The sequence below is a fragment of the Cellulomonas sp. plas2 genome, from assembly GCF_057221735.1.
On the sequence record NZ_CM170155.1, the window covers coordinates 3,338,589 to 3,360,124 of the forward strand.

19 protein-coding genes are annotated in these 21,536 nt (G+C 77.5%); 1 reads left to right on the top strand and 18 read right to left on the bottom strand.

The window, feature by feature from the left end:
* Positions 1-187: 187 nt before the first annotated feature.
* The 17 genes from AC2TDM_RS14895 to dacB all read right to left on the bottom strand — a co-directional run bounded on the left by AC2TDM_RS14895 (position 188) and on the right by dacB (position 19,191).
* On the bottom strand, positions 188-445 hold the full coding sequence (locus AC2TDM_RS14895) for a hypothetical protein (RefSeq protein WP_090031076.1): 258 nt from the start codon (positions 443-445) through the stop codon (positions 188-190).
* 74 nt (positions 446-519) lie between these two features.
* Positions 520-1,953, bottom strand: a complete 1,434-nt coding sequence (gene lysS, locus AC2TDM_RS14900) for a lysine--tRNA ligase (RefSeq protein WP_484636476.1) — start codon at positions 1,951-1,953, stop codon at positions 520-522.
* 207 nt (positions 1,954-2,160) lie between these two features.
* Positions 2,161-3,114, bottom strand: a complete 954-nt coding sequence (gene nadC, locus AC2TDM_RS14905; RefSeq protein WP_484635153.1) for a carboxylating nicotinate-nucleotide diphosphorylase — start codon at positions 3,112-3,114, stop codon at positions 2,161-2,163.
* A 4-nt stretch (positions 3,115-3,118) separates the two neighbouring features.
* Positions 3,119-4,852, bottom strand: a complete 1,734-nt coding sequence (locus AC2TDM_RS14910; protein ID WP_484635154.1) for an L-aspartate oxidase — start codon at positions 4,850-4,852, stop codon at positions 3,119-3,121.
* The gene (gene panC, locus AC2TDM_RS14915) at positions 4,849-5,856 is read right to left on the bottom strand and encodes a pantoate--beta-alanine ligase (RefSeq protein ID WP_090031080.1); all 1,008 of its coding nucleotides are present in this window, start codon (positions 5,854-5,856) and stop codon (positions 4,849-4,851) included. Before panC ends, AC2TDM_RS14910 begins: the two co-directional genes overlap by 4 nt.
* A gap of 120 nt (positions 5,857-5,976) precedes the next feature.
* Positions 5,977-6,960, bottom strand: a complete 984-nt coding sequence (locus AC2TDM_RS14920) for a Rossmann-like and DUF2520 domain-containing protein (RefSeq protein WP_090031081.1) — start codon at positions 6,958-6,960, stop codon at positions 5,977-5,979.
* On the bottom strand, positions 6,957-8,678 hold the full coding sequence (locus AC2TDM_RS14925) for a PH domain-containing protein (RefSeq protein WP_484635155.1): 1,722 nt from the start codon (positions 8,676-8,678) through the stop codon (positions 6,957-6,959). The genes AC2TDM_RS14920 and AC2TDM_RS14925 overlap by 4 nt, the downstream gene beginning before the upstream one ends.
* Positions 8,675-9,193, bottom strand: coding sequence for a PH domain-containing protein (locus AC2TDM_RS14930; protein ID WP_484635156.1), 519 nt, complete (start codon positions 9,191-9,193; stop codon positions 8,675-8,677). Before AC2TDM_RS14930 ends, AC2TDM_RS14925 begins: the two co-directional genes overlap by 4 nt.
* 57 nt (positions 9,194-9,250) lie before the next feature.
* Positions 9,251-9,751, bottom strand: coding sequence for a DUF3180 domain-containing protein (locus AC2TDM_RS14935; RefSeq protein WP_090031083.1), 501 nt, complete (start codon positions 9,749-9,751; stop codon positions 9,251-9,253).
* Positions 9,751-10,992, bottom strand: a complete 1,242-nt coding sequence (folK, locus tag AC2TDM_RS14940; RefSeq protein WP_484635157.1) for a 2-amino-4-hydroxy-6-hydroxymethyldihydropteridine diphosphokinase — start codon at positions 10,990-10,992, stop codon at positions 9,751-9,753. Before folK ends, AC2TDM_RS14935 begins: the two co-directional genes overlap by 1 nt.
* The gene (gene folP, locus AC2TDM_RS14945; RefSeq protein WP_090031293.1) at positions 10,989-11,801 is read right to left on the bottom strand and encodes a dihydropteroate synthase; all 813 of its coding nucleotides are present in this window, start codon (positions 11,799-11,801) and stop codon (positions 10,989-10,991) included. The genes folK and folP overlap by 4 nt, the downstream gene beginning before the upstream one ends.
* Positions 11,802-11,868: 67 nt before the next feature.
* On the bottom strand, positions 11,869-12,588 hold the full coding sequence (gene folE, locus AC2TDM_RS14950) for a GTP cyclohydrolase I FolE (RefSeq protein WP_484635158.1): 720 nt from the start codon (positions 12,586-12,588) through the stop codon (positions 11,869-11,871).
* Complete coding sequence (gene ftsH / locus AC2TDM_RS14955; protein ID WP_484635159.1) at positions 12,585-14,615, bottom strand: ATP-dependent zinc metalloprotease FtsH; 2,031 nt, start codon at positions 14,613-14,615, stop codon at positions 12,585-12,587. Before ftsH ends, folE begins: the two co-directional genes overlap by 4 nt.
* Positions 14,616-14,825: 210 nt before the next feature.
* On the bottom strand, positions 14,826-15,365 hold the full coding sequence (hpt, locus tag AC2TDM_RS14960) for a hypoxanthine phosphoribosyltransferase (RefSeq protein ID WP_203708695.1): 540 nt from the start codon (positions 15,363-15,365) through the stop codon (positions 14,826-14,828).
* Between the two features lie 11 nt (positions 15,366-15,376).
* Positions 15,377-16,459, bottom strand: coding sequence for a tRNA lysidine(34) synthetase TilS (gene tilS / locus AC2TDM_RS14965; protein WP_484635160.1), 1,083 nt, complete (start codon positions 16,457-16,459; stop codon positions 15,377-15,379).
* A 45-nt stretch (positions 16,460-16,504) separates the two neighbouring features.
* Positions 16,505-17,689: a zinc-dependent metalloprotease gene (locus AC2TDM_RS14970; protein ID WP_484635161.1), complete on the bottom strand. Its 1,185-nt coding sequence runs from the start codon at positions 17,687-17,689 to the stop codon at positions 16,505-16,507.
* 68 nt (positions 17,690-17,757) lie between these two features.
* Positions 17,758-19,191 carry a D-alanyl-D-alanine carboxypeptidase/D-alanyl-D-alanine endopeptidase gene (dacB, locus tag AC2TDM_RS14975; RefSeq protein ID WP_484635162.1) on the bottom strand — a complete coding sequence of 478 codons (1,434 nt, stop codon included), beginning with the start codon at positions 19,189-19,191 and terminating at the stop codon, positions 17,758-17,760.
* 141 nt (positions 19,192-19,332) lie between these two features.
* Here dacB and AC2TDM_RS14980 point away from each other — a divergent pair, with 141 nt between their 5' ends.
* Positions 19,333-19,830 carry an inorganic diphosphatase gene (locus tag AC2TDM_RS14980; protein ID WP_090031090.1) on the top strand — a complete coding sequence of 166 codons (498 nt, stop codon included), beginning with the start codon at positions 19,333-19,335 and terminating at the stop codon, positions 19,828-19,830.
* A 114-nt stretch (positions 19,831-19,944) separates the two neighbouring features.
* On the opposite strand, the gene AC2TDM_RS14985 is transcribed toward AC2TDM_RS14980, so the two are convergent.
* A complete protein-coding gene (locus AC2TDM_RS14985; protein WP_484635163.1) occupies positions 19,945-21,396 on the bottom strand; it encodes a C40 family peptidase in 1,452 nt (483 codons plus the stop codon).
* Between the last annotated feature and the right edge of the window lie 140 nt (positions 21,397-21,536).

The window sequence follows — 21,536 nt, forward strand, 5'->3', positions numbered from 1 at the left end:
CATTTCCACGCCAGCTCTTCCGACCAGTCGATGGTGACCTCTCTCACAGAACCATTGCGGACATCTGTGACCGTTTTCGGGACACCGCGTCGCAAGCACCGCGCGGCGCCGGATACGTTGTGCGGTGCGTTGTCCGGCGTTGACGCGGCCCGTGCACAGGAATGTCCATGAGTCCGCATGGACCGCGCTATTCCTGCGCGCGCGGGCCTTCCGCGACGTCGTCGTCGCCGGTGCGGGGCTCGTCCTGCGGGCGTCCCTCGTCGAGCACGGTGCGCCGCTCGGCCTCGCGGCGCGCGCGGTCCTCGGCGTCCAGGCGGGCGAGCGCGAGCCGCTCGCGCCGGTCCGCCTGGACGAGGGCGCGCACGACGAACCAGAAGACGAGCCCCACCCCGATCGACGGCAGCACCGCCGCCAGGACCGCACCCAGCTCACCCACCGTGACCACCCACCCTCGTCGCCCTGCCCACCGCGCCCGTCCGCCCGCCCGTCCGCCCGCCCGTCCGCCCGTCCCCCCGCCGGTCAGGAGGGCTTGACCAGCGGGAAGAGGATCGTCTCGCGGATCCCCAACCCCGTCAGCGCCATGAGCAGCCGGTCGATGCCCATGCCCATGCCACCGGCCGGCGGGAGCGCGTACTCCACGGCGGTGAGGAAGTCCTCGTCGAGGCGCATCGCCTCGTCGTCGCCCGCCGCCGCGAGCAGGGCCTGCGCCTCGAACCGCTGCCGCTGCACCACGGGGTCGACGAGCTCGGAGTACGCCGTGGCCAGCTCGAAGCCGCGCACGTACAGGTCCCACTTCTCCACGACGCCGGGGATGCTGCGGTGGTCGCGGGTGAGCGGGCTCGTCTCGACGGGGAAGTCGCGGACGAACGTCGGCGCGTGCAGCGCGTCCCCGACCGTGTGCTCCCACAGCCGCTCGACGAGCTTGCCGTGCGAGAGGCGCCGCGGGTCGACCTCGACCTCGAGCCGCCCGGCGGTGCGCGTGAGCGCCTCGACGGACGTGCCCGGCGTGACCTCCTCCCCGAGCGCCGACGACAGCGAGTCGTACATCGACAGCTGCGGCCAGGTCCCGCCGAGGTCGTACTCCTCGCCGTCGGGGAGCGTCACCACGGTGGTGCCGAGCACGTCCTGCGCCGCCGTCTGGACGAGGTCCTGGGTGAGCGCCGCCATGGTGTCGTAGTCACCGTAGGCCTCGTACGCCTCGAGCATCGCGAACTCCGGGGAGTGCGTGGAGTCCGCGCCCTCGTTGCGGAAGTTCCGGTTGATCTCGAAGACCTTCTCGATGCCGCCGACGACCGCGCGCTTGAGGAACAGCTCCGGCGCGATCCGCAGGTACAGGTCGATGTCGAACGCGTTCATGTGCGTGACGAACGGGCGCGCCGTGGCACCGCCCGGCTGCGTCTGCAGCATGGGCGTCTCGACCTCGAGGAAGGAGCGCCGGTGGAAGTTCTCGCGCAGGGAACGCACGACGCCGGCCCGCAGCCGGACGGTGTCGCGTGCGGGCTGCCGCACGATGAGGTCGACGTAGCGCTGGCGGACGCGCGCCTCCTCGCTGAGCTCGGTGCCCTCGTAGAGGTTCGGCAGCGGACGGATGGCCTTGGCGGCCAGCGTCCAGGCGTCGGCCATGACCGACAGCTCCCCCCGGCGGGAGCTGATGACGCGCCCGTGCACGAACAGGTGGTCGCCGAGGTCGACGTCGGACTTGAAGGCGGTCAGCCGCTCCTCGCCGACCTCCGCGAGGCTGAGCATGGCCTGCAGGCGACCGCCCTCCCCGTCCTGCAGCGTGGCGAAGCAGAGCTTGCCCGTGTTGCGGAGGAACACCACGCGCCCGGCGACGCCGACGACCTCGTCCGTCTCCTGCCCGGCCTCGAGATCGGCGTGCGCGGCCCGCACCTGCGCGATCGTGTGGGTCCGCGGGACGCCGACGGGGTAGGGCGCGACGCCCTCGGCGAGCATCCGGGCCCGCTTCTCGCGCCGGACCCGCAGCTGCTCGGGCAGGTCGTCGGCGGCGGGGGCGGGGGTGGGGGCGGGGCCGTCGGTCACGCCCCGATCGTAGTTGGCCGACCCGCGCCCTCCGTCCGGCCCTCGCGTCCGACCCTCCCGTCCGGCCCTCCCGTCCGGCCCTCCCGTCCGGCCCTCCCGTCCGGCCCTGCGTCCGGCCCGTCAGGCGGGGCGCAGGTCGAGCGCGAGGTCCAGCACCGGCGAGGAGTGCGTGAGCGCGCCCACGGAGAGCAGGTCCACCCCCGTCGCGGCGACCTCGGCCGCCCGGTCGAGCGTGAGCGCGCCGGTGGCCTCGAGCTCCACGCGCCGGCCGCCCGCACCACCGCCGTGGGCCGCCTCCCAGTCCCGCACGGCGCGCACGGTGGCGGCCAGGACCGGCGTGGGCATGTTGTCCAGCAGCAGGAAGGTCGCCCCCGCCCCGAGCGCCTCGAGCGCCTGCGCGGTGGTGTCCGCCTCGACCTGGACCTCGACGTCGGGGAAGCGCGCCCGCACGGCCGCGACGGCCGCCGCCACCCCGCCCGCCGCCACCACGTGGTTGTCCTTCACCATGGCGACGTCGTGCAGGCCCATGCGCTTGTTCGTCCCGCCGCCGCAGCGCACGGCGTACTTCTCCAGCGCGCGCAGGCCCGGGGTCGTCTTGCGGGTGTCGAGGACGCGGGCGCCCGCGCCGGCCAGCGCGTCCGCCCAGCGGCGCGTGTGCGTGGCGACGCCGGAGGCCCGGCACACGACGTTGAGCAGCGTCCGCTCGGCGACGAGGAGCACCTGCACCGGTCCCACGAGCTCGGCGACGACGTCGCCGGGGGCGATCGTGGCACCGTCCCCGAGGCGCCACCGGACCTCCGGCCCCGGCAGGCCCAGCCGCTCGGCGACCGCCGCCAGCACCACCGGCACCGCGACGAGCCCGGCCACGACGCCCGGGGCGCGCGCCACGAGGCCGGCGGTGCCGCGGGCGTCGGCGGGCACGGTGGCCTGGGTCGTGACGTCGCGGCCGGGGGCCGGCCCGAGGTCCTCGTCGAGCGCCGCGGCCACGAGCCGGTCCAGCGCCGCCGGGTCGGGCCCGGGGTCGCCCGGCAGGAGGGGAGACAGGACGCGCGGTGCGGTCGGGGGCGTGGTCACGGCGTCAACCTAGCCCGCGGCCGTCCCCGACCACGTCGGTGCGGCGCGAGGTCAGCACGCCGTCGCCGTCCAGGCCGAGCTCGATGTGCACGCGCCACCGCGCGTCGTCCCGGTCGGGGTGGTCCCCGCGCACGTGCCCGCCGCGCGTCTCCTCGCGCTCGAGCGCCGCCGCCGCCAGGACCGTGGCGACCTGGTGGACGTTCGTCGTCTCCCACTCCGCGGTCTGCGGGGCCGCCAGGGCGCGGCCCTCGTCGCGCCGGACGTGCGCGTCCATCGGCACGGCCGCGAGCGCGGCGGCGGCGCGGCGCAGCCCGTCGCCCGTGCGCAGGACGCCGACGCCGTCCGTGGCGACCCGCTGCACCCGGGCCCGGGCGGCGGCGGCGACGAGCGCGTCGGGTCCCGGTCGCGGCCGGGGCTCGAGCTCCAGCGCGCGACGGTCGGGCGCGCGCTCGGCCACGTGCCGGGCGGCCCGGGCGGCGAACACGAGGCCCTCGAGCAGCGAGTTGGACGCCAGACGGTTCGCGCCGTGCACGCCGGTGCACGCGACCTCGCCGATCGCGTACAGGCCCGGGACCGACGAGAGCCCGACCGTGTCGGTGCGGACGCCGCCCGAGTGGTAGTGCTGCGCCGGCGCGACCGGCACGAGGTCGGTGGCGGGGTCGATGCCGTGCTCGGCCAGGCGGGCGCAGATCGTCGGGAAGCGGGCGCGCAGGCGGTCCGCGCCGAGGTGCCGCGCGTCGAGCCAGACGTGGTCGGCGCCCGTGGCCGCCGTGCGGGCCACGATGGCGCGCGCGACGACGTCGCGGGGCGCCAGCTCGGCCAGCGGGTGCACGTCGGGCATGAACCGCGTGCCGTCGGTGTCGAGCAGGAGGGCGCCCTCGCCGCGCACGGCCTCGGAGACGAGCGTGAGCTGACCCTTCACGCCCGCGCCCAGCCACAGCACCGTGGGGTGGAACTGGACGAACTCCACGTCCGCCAGGCGCGCGCCGGCGCGCAGGGCCGCCGCGGTGCCGTCCCCCGTGGCGCCCGCCGGGTTCGTCGAGGACCGGTAGACCTGGCCGATCCCGCCCGTGGCGAGCACGACGGCGCGGCCGAGGGCGGCACCGACGCCGTCCCGGCTGCCCTCACCGATGACGTGCAGCGTGACGCCGCAGGCGCGGCCGGGCGCGCCGTCCGGACCCGGGGGGCCGGTGAGGACGTCGAGGACGAGCGCGTGCTCGACCACCTCGATGCCCGGGTCGTCCCGCACCGCCTCGAGCTGGGCGACGAGGGCGCGGCTGATCTCGGCCCCCGTGGCGTCGCCGCCCGCGTGCGCGATGCGGTCGGCCAGGTGGCCGCCCTCGCGGGTGAGCGCGAGGTCCCCGTCCGCGGCCCGGTCGAACACGGCCCCGCGGGCGACGAGCTCGCGGACACGGGCGGGGCCCTCGGTGACGAGCACGTCGACGGCGTCCTCGTCGCACAGGCCGACGCCGGCCACGAGGGTGTCCGTGCGGTGCGCCGCCGGGGAGTCGGCGGGGTCCAGCGCCGCCGCGATGCCGCCCTGCGCCCACACCGTGGACCCCGAGGCGAGCACGTCCTTCGTCACGAGCAGCACGCGCGGGACGCGGGTGCGCAGCTCGAGCGCGGCGGTCAGGCCGGCGATCCCCGACCCGACGACGACGGCGTCGGCGTGCACGGTCCAGCCGGGCTCGGGCGCGGCCAGCCGGCGGGCGAGCCGGGGCGCGGCGGGTGCGCTCACGCCGGCCCGTCGCCCGCTGCCGTCGCCGTCGCCGCGCCCGCCACGGCACCCGCGAGCACCAGCTCCTGGTTGTCGATGAGCCGGGTGCCGCCGACCCGCGCGGCGACCAGGAGCAGGCCGGGACCGGCGGCGGCCGCGTCGACGGGGTCGAACGAGGTCGGGTCGACGAGCGCGACGTAGCCCACCTCGTCGGCCACCGGGTCGAGCGCGCGGTCGAGGACCGCCCGCGCGGCGGCGACGACGGCCGGGCCGTCCGCTCCCGCCGTGGCGGCGGCCGCGCCCGCCGCGAGCGCCGCCGGGAGGGCGCGCGCGCGGACGCGCTCGTCCGGCGCGAGGTAGGCGTTGCGGCTGGAGCGGGCCAGGCCGTCGTCCTCGCGCTGGGTGTCGACGGCCAGCACCTCGACGGGGACGTCGAGGTCGCGGACCATCGCGCGCACGGCGGCGAGCTGCTGGGCGTCCTTGCGGCCGAAGAGGGCGACGTCCGGGGCCGTGAGGTGCATGAGCTTGAGGACGACGGTGAGGACGCCGTCCAGGTGACCCGGCCGCGCGGCGCCCTCGAGGACCTCACCGACCGGCCCGGCGGACACGCGGACCGCCGGGTCGCCGCCGGGGTAGACGACGTCGGGGGTCGGTGCGAGGACGACGTCGCCGGGGCCGAGCAGGCCGTCCCCCGACAGCAGCGCCAGGTCGCCCTCGAGGTCGCGCGGGTACCGGTCGAGGTCCTCGCCGGCGCCGAACTGCAGGGGGTTGACGAAGATCGTGACGACGACGGCGTCGGCCACCCGCCGGGCCTCGCGGACGAGGGCCAGGTGGCCCGCGTGCAGCGCCCCCATCGTCATGACGACCGCCCGCCGTCGGCCCGACGGCGCCGCGGGCCCGGCGTCCTGCGCGCGCAGGGCCGTGGCGAGCTGCTCGCGCGTGCGGACCAGCAGGGGGCCGGGTCCGGCCGCCGGCCTCGATGTGCCGGTGGCGGTCGACGTGCTCGCGGTGGTCGTGGTGCTCATGGTGGTGCCTGTCCTCGTGGTGGTGCCTGGTCGTGCGGGGGAGGTGCCGGTCGCGCGTCACGCCGCGCAGGCGTGCGCCGGGGCCGCAGCGGTGCCGGTGGCGGCGGCGCAGGTGCCGTGTCAGCCCGCCGGGGGTGCGCCGCCGGCCGCCTCCGGGCCGGGTGCGTCCAGGACGTCGAGCAGCCGCTGCGCCGCGGACGGGTCGATCATGCCCGCCCCGAGCGCCCGCTGCGTCGCCGCCCGCGACAGCGCCGCGTAGCCGGCGACCACGTCGACGGTCCCCGATCGCGCGGCCAGCGCGCGCAGGGCGGCGAGGTGCTCGGCGACGGTCCCCGCGTCGCCGCGCCGCACGGGTCCCGTGAGCGCGGCGAGGGCGCCCGGGCCGCGGTCGCCCGAGGCGTCGGGCTGCTCCGACCGGACGGCGCCGTCGAGCGCGGCGCCCAGCAGCGGCGCCAGGACGCGGCCCGGCTCGTGCACCCCGGCCGCGGCCAGGGCGTCGGCGGCCTGCGCGACGAGCACGACGAGGTGGTTGGCACCGTGGGCGAGCGCCGCGTGGTAGAGCCCGCGCGCCTCCTCGTCGACGACGACGGGCTCACCGCCGACCTCGACGACGAGCGCCTGCCCGATGGGGAGCACCGCCGCCGGCGCCGTGACCGCGAACCCGCACCCGACGAGCCGGGACAGGTCCAGCGACGTGCCGGTGAAGGTCATCGCCGGGTGCAGCGCCAGAGGGATGACGCCCGCGGGCCGTGCGGGCGCGAGGACGTCCACGCCGTACCGGCCGGCGGTGTGCACGACGATCTGCCCCGCCTGCCACAGGCCCAGCTCGGCCAGGCCGCCGACGAGCGGGGCGAGCGCGTCGTCGGGCACGGCCAGCAGGACGAGCTCCGCGCGGCGCACGACCTCCGGCACGTCGACGACGGGCACGCCCGGCAGCAGCGCCGCGGCGCGCTCGCGCGACTCCTCGGACACCGCGCTGACCGCCACGACGGGATGCCCGGCGGCCCGTAGCGCGCTGCCGAGCACGGCCCCGACCCTGCCGGCCCCGACGACGCCCACGCCGAGCCGCCCCGGGCGGCGCGAGGCGTCGGCGGTCGCCGTCACGGGGCCGTCCGGACGTCGCGCAGCCACTGCTCCGGCGCGGCGCCCGCGCGGGCGGCCCGGGCACGCACCGACAGCTCGTCGAGCAGCGCGGCTGCGTCGGCCGCGGCGAGGTGGTCCACGCGAGGGCTGACCGGCCCCGGGGTGGAGTGCAGCACCACGGAGGCCAGTCCCAGGCGGCGCTGCAACGGCCCCTGCTCGACGCCGAGCGACTGCGTGCGCTCGTGCGGCACGACCTCGAGGACGCGCGTGAACCGGCCGCGGCGGGCGAGCAGGGCCCGGTCGGTGACGACCGCGGCCCGCCGGCGCCACGCGACGGGGTCGAGGCGGCGGGCCGGGCGCGGCGAGGTGATGGCGCCCTCGCGGGCCGTGGGGTCGGCGGACAGCAGCGTGTCGAGCAGGGCCCGCGGGTCGGCGACGCCGAGGTCCGGCAGCACGAGCCAGACGGCGGTGACGGCCTCGTCGCGCGGGCCGACGGGCAGCAGGACGGTCTCCGACGAGGTCGACTCCCCGCCGCCCCCTCCGCCGTAGCCGGCCACGTTCATCTCGACGCGCCACCAGTCCGGCCCCCGCCACAGGGGGGTCTGGGTGAGGCGCACGGCCTGGACGCGACCCGGCGGCACGGTCTGCGCGCGCTGCTCGGTGAGACCGTGGCGCAGGCGGATGCCGTCGGGGGACGTCGCCGCGCGGAACCCGATGCCGTTGTTGACCCGGCTCCACACGAAGCCCAGGGCCCCGAACACCGCGGGGAAGAGCACGAAGAACCCGCCCGGCTCGCCGAACAGGACCGCCGGCACGGTCACGCCGGCCACGGCGACGAGCGGCCAGAACAGCGCGGAGGAGCGCACCACCGACAGCAGCACACGGCTCGCGGGGACCTCGTAGACCTGCTGCTCCGGGGAGGCGGTGAAGCGGCCGTCGCCGACGCCGACCGGCGCGGCGGCGGGCACGGCCGGCGCAGGGGCGTCCGTCCCGTCGTGGGCGCCGTGGGGGGTACCGCCGTGCGGGCCGTCCTGCGTGCCGGCCGGCCCCACGGCCGGGGGCGCGCCCTCGTCGCCGCCCGTGAGGGTGCGGGCGAGCGGGGCGTCCGCCGGGAGGGGGCCGGTGCCGGGGCGCTGACGGCCAGCGGCCAGCGCGAGCAGCTCCACGCGCAGGTCCTCCGCCTCCGCCTCGCGCAGGAACGCGAGCGCGACCGACGACCCGGTGCCGCCGGCGACGTCGAGGCGCAGCTCCGCCAGCCCCAGCAGCCGCGCGAGCAGGGGCTGCACGAGGTCGACGGCCTGCAGGCGGTCCAGCCGCGCCTGCCGCTGCTGCCGGAAGACCACGCCCTGCCGCAGGTGGACGGCCTCGTCGGTCACGGCGAACCGCGTCATGCGCCACGCCAGCACCGAGGAGGCGAACCCGATCACGCCGACGACGAGCAGCAGCCCCAGCCCCACGAGCCACGCGCGGGCGCCGAGCTCGACGACGAGGTCCACGAAGGAGTCGAGCTGGAACACCGCCACCGCGAGCACGCCGACGACCACGCGCCACCCCCGCACGACCGGCGTCACGGGGTGCATGCGTCGCCAGGCGTAGGCCTCCTCCCCGACGGCCTCGGGCGTGACGGGCGCGACGGGACCATCAGGGGCCGGCGACGGGAGGTCCGGCGTCGCGAGGTCCGAGGTCACGGAGTCCGGCGTGGTGGAGTCCGGCGTCGTCGGGTCCGGCGCGACGCTCACAGGCCCGCCAGCCGGGCCTCACCGCGCGAGGCCAGGCGGTCCCGCAGCCGCGCCGCCTCCTGCGGCGGCAGCCCGTCGATCGACGCGTTCGTCCCGACGGACGCGGTGTGCAGCTGCACCGACGCGATGCCGAAGCGCCGCGCGAGCGGGCCGGCGGACACGTCGACGTACTGCATCCGCCCGTACGGCACGACGACGAGCTGCCGGAAGAGGATGCCGCGGCGGATGAGCAGGTCGTCGTCCCGCTCGGCGTACTGCAGCGCCCGCACCTGCCGCGGGACCAGCCACAGCGCCCACAGGAGCAGCGCGACCAGCGCGGCGGGGAACGCCCAGACCCACGGCGCGGTGAGGACGGCGAGGAGCACGGTCACCGCCAGCGGCACGAGCAGCGTCAGGGCGATCGCCGTGCAGCGGGCGCCGGCGAGCCGCGGGGACACCGGGGTCCAGGTCACCGCCGCGGGGTCGAACGGGCCGGCGGGCTGCGCGTACCGGACGGCGCCCTCGTCGGTGGTCATGCGGTCATCCTCGCACCGAGCGGCGCCCGTCCGGCGGGACCTGTGGGGCCGGCCCCGTCACGGCGCGACGGGCGGGGGTTCCGGCACGGCCCGCGCGCCGGGGCCGTGGTCCTCGTCGTCGTCCTGCGGCGGGACGCGGCAGAACCACTCCCCCAGGAGCCCGGCGACGACGAGCAGCAGCGCGCCGCCGGCCGCCCCGCCGGCGGACGCGGCGCGCGCGGCGTTCGTGCCCAGCTCGACCTCGGCCAGCGCGCGGGCCGCCTGGCCGCCGTACCAGCCCAGCAGCAGCGACCCCGACCAGGCCGCGGCCTTGGCCAGCACGAGCGTCCGCGCCGCGCGCAGCCCCGACAGCCCCGGCCGCTTGCCGCGCACGTACTGCCGCACGCCCCACGCCTGCCCGAGCACGAGGGCGGCGAGCACCGCCTCCAGGACCGCGACGAGCCAGGGGACCTCGGGCATCGTGCCGCCGCGCCCCTCGACGCCGCGCACGACGAACCACGCGAGCAGCCCGGTGCCGACGGCGGCGCCCAGCAGGGCCGTCCACCGCGTGCGCTGCATCAGCCCTCCCCGGGTGCGGGCGGCGGGACCACCGTGACGGGCGAGGTGAGCCAGTCCAGCGCCATCCAACGCACGCCGGCGCGGTCGGGCGCCGTCGCGGCCAGGGCGGCGACGGGTCCGCCGCCCAGCCCCGGCAGCACCGCGTGCGGGTCCACCTGCGCCCAGGGGGCCAGCACGAACGCGCGCTGGTGGGCCCGGGGGTGCGGGAGCTCCAGGTCGTCGGTGGCGGCGACGACGGTGCCGTAGGCGACGACGTCGACGTCGAGGGTGCGGGGCCCCCAGCGCTCGAGCCGGACGCGGCCGTGGCCCTGCTCGACGCGCTGGACGGCGTGCAGCAGCTCGCGCGGGGCCAGCGTGGTGCGGCCCAGCAGCACCGCGTTGAGGTAGTCCGGCTGCTCCGGGCCGCCGACGGCCGCGGTCCGCGCGAGGGGCGACACCTCCAGGACCTCCAGGCCCGGCACGGCGTCGAGGTCCGCGACCGCCTGGCGCAGCGTCTCCTGGGCCGCGCCGAGGTTGGCGCCGATGGCGAGCACGACGTCCACGGGCTCCGCCGGCCGCCGGTCCAGGGCGTCCTCGACGACCTCCGCCTCGACGACGGCGTCGTCGTCCGCGTCGTCGGCGCGCAGGGGACCGTCGTCGGGCCGGTCGGGGTGGTCGACGGCGTGCACGTCGGTCGCCACGAGCGTGACGGGCTCCGGCAGCAGCGGATCCGGCAGCGCGTCCGGCAGCGGGTCCGGCAGCGGGTCCGGCACCGTCTGCGGCGCCGCGTCCGGCACGGGCTCCGGCAGGGGGTCCGCCTCGGGCGGGGGCACCAGGTCACCCGCCGGGACGACCGGGGGCGCGAGCACGCGGTCGCGACGTACCGCGACGACGACGTCGTCGAACGGCACGGGGATCGGGGCGGAGGGCTTGTGCACCGCGACGTCGACCGCGACGGCCGCCGGGTGCGCGAGCGCCACGGCGGCGATGCGCTCCGCCACGGTCTCGATGAGGTCCGCCGGCGAGCCCGTGAGCACGTCGGAGACGGCCTGCGCGAGCTCGCCGTAGTGCACGGTGGCGGCCAGGGCGTCGCCGCGGGCGGCCGGCCGCGTGTCGAGGTGGACGACGACGTCGGCGACGAACGTCTGGCCGTCGCGCCGCTCGTGGTCGAACACGCCGTGGTGGCCCGTCGCGGACACGCCCGTGAGGCGGATCTGGTCGAGCGGGCGGCCCGCGGGGTCCAGCACCGGCCCGTGCGTCACGGCTCCTCCCTCCGCCGCGCACCCGTGAGGGCGGCGGCCACGCGGACGGCGTCGGCCGACGCCCGCACGTCGTGGACCCGGACCGCCCACGCGCCGGCCGCGGCGGCCAGGGCGCTGACGGCGGCGGTCGCGGCGTCGCGGTGCAGCGGCGGCGCGGGCACGCCGTCCGGCCCCGCCAGCAGGTGCCCCAGGAACCGCTTGCGGCTGGCGCCGACGAGCACCGGCAGGCCGTCGGCGACGAACGACGGCAGCGCCGCCAGCAGCGGCCAGTTCGCGCTGCCCGGCTTGGCGAAGCCCAGCCCGGGGTCCATGACGAGCTGCTCGCGTCGCACGCCCGCGGCCGTCAGCGCGGCGACGCGCTCCCCGAGCTCGGCGCGGACGTCGGCGACGACGTCGTCGTACCGGGCGCGCGCGTCCATGACGTCCGCGTGCCCGCGCCAGTGCATGACGACGTAGGCGCACCCCGCGGAGGCGACGAGGCCCGCCATCGCGGGGTCGGCCAGCCCGCCGGACACGTCGTTGACCAGCGTCGCGCCCCGCTCGAGGGCCGCCGCCGCGACCGCGGCCCGCGTCGTGTCGACCGACACCGTCGCCCCGCGCCCGGCCAGCGCCTCGACGACCGGCAGGACCCGGGCGAGCTCCTCGGCCTCGCTCACCCGGGCCGCCCCGGGGCGGGTGGACTCCCCGCCGACGTCCAGCAGGTCGGCGCCCTCGTCGAGCAGCCGGAGCCCGTGCGAGACGGCCTCCTGCGGGCGCAGCCACAGCCCGCCGTCGGAGAACGAGTCGGGGGTGACGTTCACGACGCCCATGACCAGCGTGCGGCCCGCGGCGCGCAGCGGCTCGGGCAGGGGGTCGGTCACGGGCCAGAGCCTACGGTCAGCGCCCCACGACCAGGCTCATCGCCTCCGCGCGGGTGGCCGGGTCGCGGAGCTGACCGCGCACCGCCGACGTCACCGTCCGGGAGCCCGGCTTGCGCACCCCCCGCATCGACATGCACAGGTGCTCGCACTCGACGACCACGATGACGCCGCTGGGGTCGAGGATGTCCACCAGCGCGTCCGCGACCTGCGCCGTCAGCCGCTCCTGCACCTGCGGGCGCCGCGCGTACACGTCGACGAGGCGGGCCAGCTTCGACAGCCCGGTCACCCGCCCGTCCTGACCGGGGATGTAGCCGACGTGCGCGACGCCGTGGAAGGGCACGAGGTGGTGCTCGCAGGTGGAGTACACCTCGATGTCGCGCACGAGCACCATCTCCTGGTGCCCGATGTCGAACGTCGTGGTGAGCGCCTCGCGCGGGTCCATGTAGAGCCCCGCGAAGATCTCCCGGTACGCCCGGGCGACCCGCGCCGGGGTGTCCCGCAGCCCCTCGCGGTCCGGGTCCTCGCCCACCGCGGCCAGCAGCTCGCGGACGGCCGCCTCCGCGCGTGCCGCGTCGTACTCCCCCGTCGCGCGGCCCGAGGCCACCAGCGGCGTGAGGGCGTGCGCAGCGCCCGCGCCGGGGACGTCCAGCCCGTCGAGGTGCGTGTCCGCGTCCGTCGTCACGTCCGTGCCCGTGCTCGTACCCGTGCCCGTGCCCGTGTCGGTGCCCGTGCTCATCGGCCCGGCGCCTGGTCCGGCGGGAGCTCCAGCGCCCCGACGGCGGGGTGCTCGGGCTTGGCGGCCGCGGCCTCGTCCTGGGGGATGACCGCGTGGCCGTTGAGCGCGGCGGTCTCGGCCGGCGTCATGACCGGGGGGCGGTCGGACACGTGCCGCAGCTCGCTGGACAGCCAGACCTCGCGCGGCGGGCGCTTGGTGATCGGCCGGAACACCTCGACGAGCTGCTCGGCGTTGAGGGTCTCCTTCTCGAGCAGCTCGAGCACGAGGTGGTCGAGCACGTCGCGGTACTCCGTGAGGATCTCCCACGCCTCGTCGTGCGCGTGCTCGATGAGCTGGCGCACCTCGGCGTCGATCGTGGCGGCGACGGACTCCGAGTACTCCCGGCCGTGGCCCATGTCGCGGCCCATGAAGACCTCGCCGGACGCCTGGCCGAGCTGGATGGCCCCGACGCGGGCGCTCATGCCGAACTGCGTGACCATCTTGCGGGCGGTGCTCGTCGCCTTCTCGATGTCGTTGCTCGCGCCCGTCGTCGGGTCGTGGAAGACGAGCTCCTCCGCGACGCGCCCGCCCATGGCGTACGCGAGCTGGTCCAGCAGCTCGTTGCGCGTCGTCGAGTACTTGTCCTCCGTCGGCATGACCATCGTGTAGCCGAGGGCCCGGCCGCGCGGCAGGATCGTCACCTTCGTGACGGGGTCGGTGTACCGCAGGGCGGCGGCGACCAGCGCGTGCCCACCCTCGTGGTACGCGGTGATCTTCACCTCCTTGGGGTTCATCACCCGCGTGCGCTTCTGCGGTCCGGCGATGACGCGGTCGATCGCCTCGTCCAGCGCCTCGTCCGTGATCTGCGTGGCGCCGCGGCGCGCGGTGAGCAGGGCCGCCTCGTTGAGGACGTTGGCCAGGTCCGCCCCGGAGAACCCGGGGGTGCGACGCGCGACGGTCGCCAGGTCGACACCCGGCGCCATCGGCTTGCCCTGGGAGTGCACGGCCAGGATCCGCTCGCGGCCCTTGAGGTCCGGCGGCTCCACCGCGACCTGGCGGTCGAACCGCCCGGGCCGCAGCAGGGCCGGGTCGAGGATGTCGGGCCGGTTCGTGGCGGCGATGAGGATGACGTTCGTCTTGACGTCGAACCCGTCCATCTCGACGAGCATCTGGTTGAGCGTCTGCTCCCGCTCGTCGTGCCCGCCGCCCATGCCGGCGCCGCGGTGGCGGCCGACCGCGTCGATCTCGTCGACGAAGATGATCGCCGGGGCGTTCTCCTTGGCCTGGTTGAACAGGTCGCGCACGCGGCTGGCGCCGACGCCGACGAACATCTCGACGAAGTCCGAGCCCGAGATGGAGTAGAACGGCACGCCCGCCTCCCCCGCGACCGCGCGGGCGAGCAGGGTCTTGCCGGTGCCGGGCGGGCCGTACAGCAGCACGCCCTTGGGGATCTTGGCGCCCACGGCCTGGAACTTCGCGGGCTCGGAGAGGAACTCCTTGATCTCCTGGAGCTCCTCCAGCGCCTCGTCGACGCCGGCGACGTCGGCGAAGGTGACCTGCGGCGACTCCTTGCTCACGAGCTTGGCGCGCGACTTGCCGAAGCTCATGACACGGCTGCCGCCGCCCTGCATGTTCGACATGATCAGCCAGAAGAAGCCGACCAGGAGCAGCACGGGCAGCAGGATCCCGAGCAGGCTGCCCCACCAGGAGGACTGCGGGACCGAGGAGTCGTACCCGTCCTCGAGGTCGGCGGCGACGAGCGCGTCCCGCACGTCCTCCCCGAGGGGCGTCACGTAGTAGAACTGCACGGACTCGCCGTAGTCCTGCTCGCCCTTGACGAACGGCTCGGACAGCGTGAGGTCCACGCGCTGGGCGCCCTCGGTGACGCGGGCGGCCGTGACCGTGTCACCGCCGAGCAGCGCCAGGCCGTCCGACGTGTCGATGCGCTGGACCGTCGGCTGGTTGAGCAGGCTGACCCCGATGAGGATCGCCACGACGGCGAGGACGACCCAGAGCACGGGTCCGCGGGCGAGCTTCTTGACATTCATGGGCGTCGGGGCGGTGCCCCTCGTTCCCTCCCCGGTGCTGGGACGTCGTCGCCTGCGGCTGCGGTGCTGTCGCTGCTGCTCACGGGTGCGCGCGTCGGACGTGTGGCGATCTCAGCCGAAGGTACACGGCGACGCTGGTGGTTCCCTGGGTGTTCGCCGAGGGCACAGCGGCCGGCGCCGGCCCGGCGGACCGCGGTCCCGCCGGGCGCGTCAGCCGCCGTAGACGTGCGGCGCGAGCGTGCCGACGCAGGGCAGGTTGCGGTAGCGCTCGGCGTAGTCCAGCCCGTACCCGACGACGAACTCGTTGGGGATGTCGAACCCGACGTACCGCACGTCGACCTCGACCTTCGCCGCGTCGGGCTTGCGCAGCATCGTCGCGATCTCGACGCTGGCCGCCCCGCGCGAGCGCAGGTTCGACAGGAGCCAGGACAGCGTCAGGCCCGAGTCGATGATGTCCTCGACGATGAGCACGTCGCGCCCGTGCAGGTCCGTGTCGAGGTCCTTGAGGATCCGGACGACCCCCGACGACTTCGTGCCCGACCCGTAGGACGAGACGGCCATCCAGTCCATCTGCACCGGCAGCGAGATCCGCCGGGCCAGGTCCGCCATGACCATGACGGCCCCCTTGAGGACGCCGACGAGCAGCAGGTCGCGGCCCGCGTAGTCCGCGTCGATCCGGGCGGCCATCTCGGCCAGGCGACCGTGCAGCTGCTCCTCCGTGAGCAGGACCTCCTGCAGGTCCTCCCCCATCTGCTCCGGTGTCACCCGACGACTCCCCTCCCGGTCGGCACGCCCGTCCCCGAGGGGGGCGACGGGTCGAGGAAGAGCCTGCCACAGCGGCGGGCGGCCACCACGCGGCCCGGCAGCGCGACCGGCCCCTGGCCTTGCCAGGCGACGACGAGGTCGTCGAGCGCGAGCACGTGCGCGCGGGTGAGGGCGCCGGCGGGGCAGCCCGCGCCCAGCGCCGCCACCCGCAGCGCCGCCCGCCGGACCCCGGCGTGGGCCGCGGCCAGGACGTCGACGTCGAGCCCGCCCGTCGGCGCGGTCGCCGGGGCTGTCGCGTCGGGTCCCGACGAGGCGCCGGCCGGGGCGGCCGGGGCGGCTGCGGCGACGAGCAGGTCCGCCGCCAGGGCGTCCAGCGCGTCGGCCTGCTCCCGCGCGAGGTCGGCCCCGCGGGCCAGCGCGGCGGCGACCCCCGGGCCCAGCACCTCCTCGAGCAGCGGCAGGACCTCGCCGCGCACCCGGGACCGCAGCGGCGCCGCGGGGCCAGGCGCGTTCGTCGGGTCGTGCCACGGCACCAGCCCGAGCGCGTCGCAGGCCGCGAGCGTCGTCGCACGCGGGAGGTCCAGGAGCGGGCGCCGCAGAGCCCCGCGCCGCGCGGCCATCCCGGCGGCCGACCGCGGCCCCGACCCCCGGGCCAGGGCGAGCAGCACCGACTCGGCCTGGTCGTCCCGGGTGTGCCCGAGGAGCACGGCCGCGGCGCCGTGCCGCCGGGCGGCGTCCGCCAGGGCGGCGTACCGCGCCGCGCGCGCCGCGCCCTCGGGCCCGCCCGGCCCGCGCGCGTCCACGGCGACGACCTCGACGGGGTCCAGCCCGAGCCCCTGGCAGGCCGCCGCCGCCGCGGCGGCCACGTCGGCCGACCCCTGCTGCAGCCCGTGGTCGACGACGACCGCGCCCGCCCGCCAGCCCGCCCGCGGCCCGACGAACGCCGCTCCCGCTGCGAGCGCGAGGGAGTCGGGCCCGCCGGAGCACGCGACGAGCACGGTGGCCCCCGCCGGGACGTCGGCCGTCGCGGCGCGCACCGCGCGGCGGACGGCGGCCACCGCCGGTGCCGGACCTGCCACCCGGTCCCCGCCCGACCCGTGCCGACCCGCCCGTGCCCGGCCGCGTCAGCCGTGGACCCGGCGCACCCAGGCGCGCGGGTCGGCCAGCTCGGCGGGCGTGGGCAGGTGGGCGGCGTCGGCCCAGACCGGGTCGAGCCCGCGGGCACCGGCACGCCGGCGCACGCCGCGGACGAAGCGGGCCCCGTCCCGGTACTGCGCGAGCTTGGCGTCGAGGCCGAGCAGGCGCCGCAGGAGCCCGGCCGGGCCGCCCGCGGACGCGGCGGCGTCGCGGCGCGCCTCGAAGCGCCGGCGGATGGTGCGCACGGTCGGCACCACGTCGGCGCCCACCTGGTCCATCGTGACGTCAGCGTGCCCTTCGAGCAGGGACATCACCGCCGTCACCTCCTCCGCGGCCCGGCGCTGCGGCGCCGGCAGGAGCTCCAGCAGGCCCGCCGACCCCGGCCCGCCGCGGGCGGCCCGCACGGCGCCGCGCAGCAGGTCCGCGAGGCCGCCCTCGTCGTCGTCGTCGGGCACGGCGCCGCGCGCGCCCCCGTGGCCGGATCCGTCGCCGCCCTCGTCGACGCCCTCGTCGCCGGTCTCGTCACCGGCGGGACGCAGCCGCCCCGCGAGCCCCGTGCCCAGCTCGACCACCCGCTCCCGCAGGTGCCCGGCCAGCCACGGCGCGGCGGCGAACTGCAGGGCGTGCGTCTGCTCGTGGAGGCTCACCCACAGCCGGAAGTCCGCGGCGTGCACGCGCAGCGCCCGCTCGGTGGCCAGGACGTTGGGGGCGACGAGGAGCAGCCGGCCCGGGGCGCCCGCGGGCGCGCCGAACGGGTCGAACTGGCCCAGGACCTTGCTCGAGAGCAGCGCCAGCAGGCCACCGAGCTGCGCGGCCCCGGCCGCGCGCGCCGCGGCGGTCACCCGCGGCGTCCGGCGACCCCGGTCCTGCGCGGACCGCACGAGGGCGTCCGTGAGCGGCGCGCTCAGGGCCGCGAAGGTGCCGACGTTCGCCTCCGCCCACCGGGGCCGGTCGACGACGTGCACGGTCGCCGCGGCGCGCGGGGGCCGGCCGTCCGCGGGCTGCAGGTGCGCCAGGAGCGCGACGTGCCCGGCCGCCCGGGCGGCGGCGTCCCGCAGCTCGGCCACGAGGTCGACGAGCTCCGCCCGTCCCGCGGCGGGGCCCCGCGGCGCGAGCCGGCCCGCCAGGCGCGCGGCGGCGTCCCAGTCCACGGGGTCGCGGGTGTCCGGCACGCGCCCACGCTAGTGCCCGGGCCGCAGGGCACGACCGCCGGGGAGCGGCGGACGGGGGCGCGCAGGTCTCAGGAGCAGCCGCAGCCGGCGAGGCCGCCGACGAACGCGTCGATCGCCGCGCGCGGCGGCAGCTGGCCCGCCCCGGGCGTGCGGTCCGCGAGGACGGCGAACACGAGCAGGCGGCCGTCGTCGTCCACCACCGTCCCGGCCAGGGCGGTCACGTCGGGCAGGCTGCCGGTCTTCGCGCGCACGAGGCCGCGCGCCTCCGACGTCCGGTACCGGTCCGCCAGCGTCCCCGTGAGGCCCGCCACCGGCATGCCGGTGGCGACCTCCCGCAGGTCGGGGCTGCCCAGGACGTGCAGGAGCAGGTCCGACAGGAGCCGCGCCGACAGCGCCGAGCCCGCCGCCAGGCCGCTCGCGTCGACGAGCCGCGCGGTGCCCACGTCGACGCCGAGCCCCGCCAGCACGCGCAGCACGGCCTGCGTGGACCCCTCGAACGACGCCGGCAGCCCCTGCTGGAGGGCCACCTGCCGCGCCACGACCTCGGTGATCGTGTTGTCCGAGGTGTCGAGGAAGTGGTGCACGACGTCGGCGAGCGGCGCGGACGCCACCTCCCCCAGGACGGGTGCGCCGTCGGGAGCGGCCGCCCGCGTGGGCGGGCCCGTCACGGTGATGCCGCGCTCGGCCAGGCGCTCGGCCAGGACGCGGCCGGCCGCCAGCGACGGGTCGGGCGAGCGGGGCGCGTACTCGGCGTCGGTGAGGCGGGCGGTGTCCACCGCCAGCGCGGTCACCGGCGCGGCGTACCCGGCGGCCACGTCCGCGGGGTCCCAGGCGGCGTTGACGGTCGGGCCGGCGAAGAGGTCGTCGTCGACGGCCAGGCGCACGGTCGTCGTGCCGGCCAGGGTGAGGGCGCGGGCCACCTGGTCGGCCAGGTCGCCGAGGCCCGCGTGCCCCTCGACGGCCGTGGGGTCGCCCGCACCGGCGGCGAGCATCATGTCGCCGCCGCCGACGAGCACGAGGGTGTCGCCGTCGCCGCGGACGACGGACGTGGTCGTCGTCGAGGCGGGGTCGAGCACGGACAGCGCCGCCACGGCGGTCAGCAGCTTCTGCGTCGAGGCGGGGATGCGTGCCGTCCCCGGGTCGGCGACGGCGAGGTCCTGGCCCGTGGCCGCGTCCGCGACGACCACGCCGACGGACGGACCCAGGCGCGGGTCGGCGACGAGCGCGTCGACCTGCGCCTGGAGCGCCGCGACCGCGGGAACGGGCGCGGCGGCGTCGAGGTCGGGCAGGACCGCGGGCAGCGCGTCGGGGACCACCGCGCCAGGTGCGGTGGGGTCCGGCGGCGGGGGCGACGGCACCGGCGCGAGCGTGAGCACCCCGGGCACGACGTCGACCGCGTCGGCGACCCCGTAGGCACCCGCGGCCAGCACGACGACGAGCACGCCGCCGCCGAGCGCCCGCGCCCGTCGTCCCACCGCCACCTCCCGCACGTCCTCGTGCATGTCGAGGACACCTCACCCCACCGGTCGCTGCACCCGGACGCCCGATGAGACTACTGTCGGGCCCGGTGCGCACCCGACCCGTGCGCCGCGACGAGACGACGCGCCGCCCCAGGGGCGGGTGCGCCAGCGACAGGAGAGCCCGTGGAGTTCGACGTCACGATCGAGATCCCCAAGGGTCAGCGCAACAAGTACGAGGTCGACCACGCGACCGGGCGGATCCGTCTGGACCGGATGCTGTTCACCTCGACGCGCTACCCCGACGACTACGGGTTCATCGAGGGGACCCTCGGCGAGGACGGCGACCCGCTGGACGCCCTGGTCCTGCTGGAGGAGCCGACCTTCCCCGGCTGCCTCATCCGGTGCCGCGCGCTGGGCATGTTCCGCATGCGCGACGAGGCGGGCGGCGACGACAAGGTCCTCTGCGTCCCCACCGGTGACCAGCGGGCGGCGTGGCGGCAGGACATCGACGACGTGTCCGACTTCCACCGCCTGGAGATCCAGCACTTCTTCGAGGTCTACAAGGACCTGGAGCCGGGCAAGTCCGTCGAGGGCGCCTACTGGACCGGCCGCACCGAGGCGGAGGCCGAGATCGAGCGCTCCCGCCAGCGGGCCATCGACGCGGGGTACGAGGGGCACTGAGGGGCACTGAGGGGCATTGAGGGGCACTGACGCCCCGGCTCGCCCCGCTCCGAGCACCACGCAGGCCCGGTCCCTCCGCACGGAGGGGCCGGGCCTGCGTCGTCCCCGCGGTCGTCAGGGCCGGCCGGCGTAGGGCATCGTCCCCGACCAGCGCATGGAGACGATGCGCACGAGCGTGCCGGGACGGGCGGCCTCGATGATCTGGCCACCCCCGGCGTACATGGCGACGTGGTGGATGGACTGCGGGTCGTCCGGGTTGGTGCCCCAGAAGACGAGGTCGCCGGGCCGCATGTCGGCGTAGGAGATCTTCTTCACCTGCAGGTACTGCTGCCGCGACGTGCGGGAGAGCCCCAGCCCCGCCGACGACCACGCGAAGCCGGTGAGACCCGAGCAGTCGTACCCGCTCGGACCCGTGCCGCCCCAGAGGTACGGGACGCCGATCTTGGTCTTCGCGGCCTCGACCGCGGCCTGGCCCTGGGCGGCCGACCCGCGGGCGCTGCCGGTCCCGAGGAGACCCGTACCGGGCGACGGGGCGGGTGCGGGTGCGGGCGCGGGAGCCGGCGCGGGAGCAGGCGCCGGCGCGGGAGCAGGCGCCGGGGCAGGCGCAGGTGCCGGTGCCGGCGCGGGAGCCGGTGCGGCGGCCGCGGGCGGCGCTGCTGCCGGCGCTGCTGCCGGTGCCGGTGCCGGTGCTGCCGCCGGTGCTGCCGCTGCCGGCGCGGCGGCAGGGCGGGGCGCGGACGCGGCAGGTGCCGCGGCGGCGGCGGCCTGACGGGCGGCCTCCTGCTGGGCGGCGGCGAGCCGCTGGGCCTGCGCGGCCGCCTCGGCGCGCGCCTGGCGCTCGGCCTCGATCTGCGCCTGGCGCTCCCGCTGGACCTCGACGCTGGTCTGCTGCGCGGCGGCGAGCTGGACGAGCAGCGCGTCGCGCTCGGTGTCCGCGGCGGCGACGGCCCGCTCGGCGTCCCGCTGCGCGTCCTCGGCCGCCGCCAGCGCGTCCTGCGCGGCGACCGTCGCCTCCTCGGCCTGACGTGCCGCGGCCTCCGCGCGGGTCTGCAGGGTGCCGGCGACGAGACCCGCCGCCCGGTACTCCTGCACCGCCTCGTCGGCCTTGCCGCTCACGTGCGTGAGGGCCGAGCTCTTGGCCGCGACCTCGGCGAAGTCCTCCGCGGACACGAGCGCCTGGAGCAGCTCGGTCCCGCCGCCGGACCGCGACATCTCGCGGGCGATGGCGACCAGCGCCCGGCGCGACTCCTCAGCCCGGGCCGACGCCGTGGCCGACCGCTCCTGCGCGGCGGCCGCACCGGCGACCGCGGCGTCGCGCGCCGCCGTCGCGCCGGCGTAGTCCTCGGCAGCGGTCTCGACCTGCCGGCCGGCGGTCTCGCTCACCTGGGAGAGCTCCGCGAGCCGGACCTCCATGGCCGCCACGGAGCCGGCCGCCGCCTGCACGGCCCGCTGCGCCGCGCGCACGTCGTCGTCCGTCACGGGGCCGGGGCTGGGTGCGGCGACCGCGGGCGCCACCCCCGCGGCGAGTCCGGCGGTGAGCGCCGTGGTGAGCGCGGCGACGAGCACCGCAGCCCCCCTCGGGCGCGGACCCGTCCCGGTCCCGCGTCGTCGTGCCGTCATCCCTGCTCCCCGTCCTCGCACCGCTGCCGGACCCGCCGCCCGTCGCCGGCGCCCCGGCGACCGTACCTGCTCGTCGCCCCAGGGGG

What these genes read in the sequence shown, in the direction of transcription:
- dacB (WP_484635162.1), bottom strand. Translation starts at nt 19,191, where the DNA reads ATGCACGAGGACGTGCGGGAGGTGGCGGTGGGACGACGGGCGCGGGCG.
- lysS (WP_484636476.1), bottom strand. Translation starts at nt 1,953, where the DNA reads ATGCTCGCCGAGGGCGTCGCGCCCTACCCCGTCGGCGTCCCGCGGACC.
- folE (WP_484635158.1), bottom strand. Translation starts at nt 12,588, where the DNA reads ATGAGCACGGGCACCGACACGGGCACGGGCACGGGTACGAGCACGGGC.
- AC2TDM_RS14935 (WP_090031083.1), bottom strand. Translation starts at nt 9,751, where the DNA reads ATGCAGCGCACGCGGTGGACGGCCCTGCTGGGCGCCGCCGTCGGCACC.
- folP (WP_090031293.1), bottom strand. Translation starts at nt 11,801, where the DNA reads ATGGGCGTCGTGAACGTCACCCCCGACTCGTTCTCCGACGGCGGGCTG.
- panC (WP_090031080.1), bottom strand. Translation starts at nt 5,856, where the DNA reads ATGAGCACCACGACCACCGCGAGCACGTCGACCGCCACCGGCACATCG.
- hpt (WP_203708695.1), bottom strand. Translation starts at nt 15,365, where the DNA reads ATGGGGGAGGACCTGCAGGAGGTCCTGCTCACGGAGGAGCAGCTGCAC.
- AC2TDM_RS14930 (WP_484635156.1), bottom strand. Translation starts at nt 9,193, where the DNA reads ATGACCACCGACGAGGGCGCCGTCCGGTACGCGCAGCCCGCCGGCCCG.
- ftsH (WP_484635159.1), bottom strand. Translation starts at nt 14,615, where the DNA reads ATGAATGTCAAGAAGCTCGCCCGCGGACCCGTGCTCTGGGTCGTCCTC.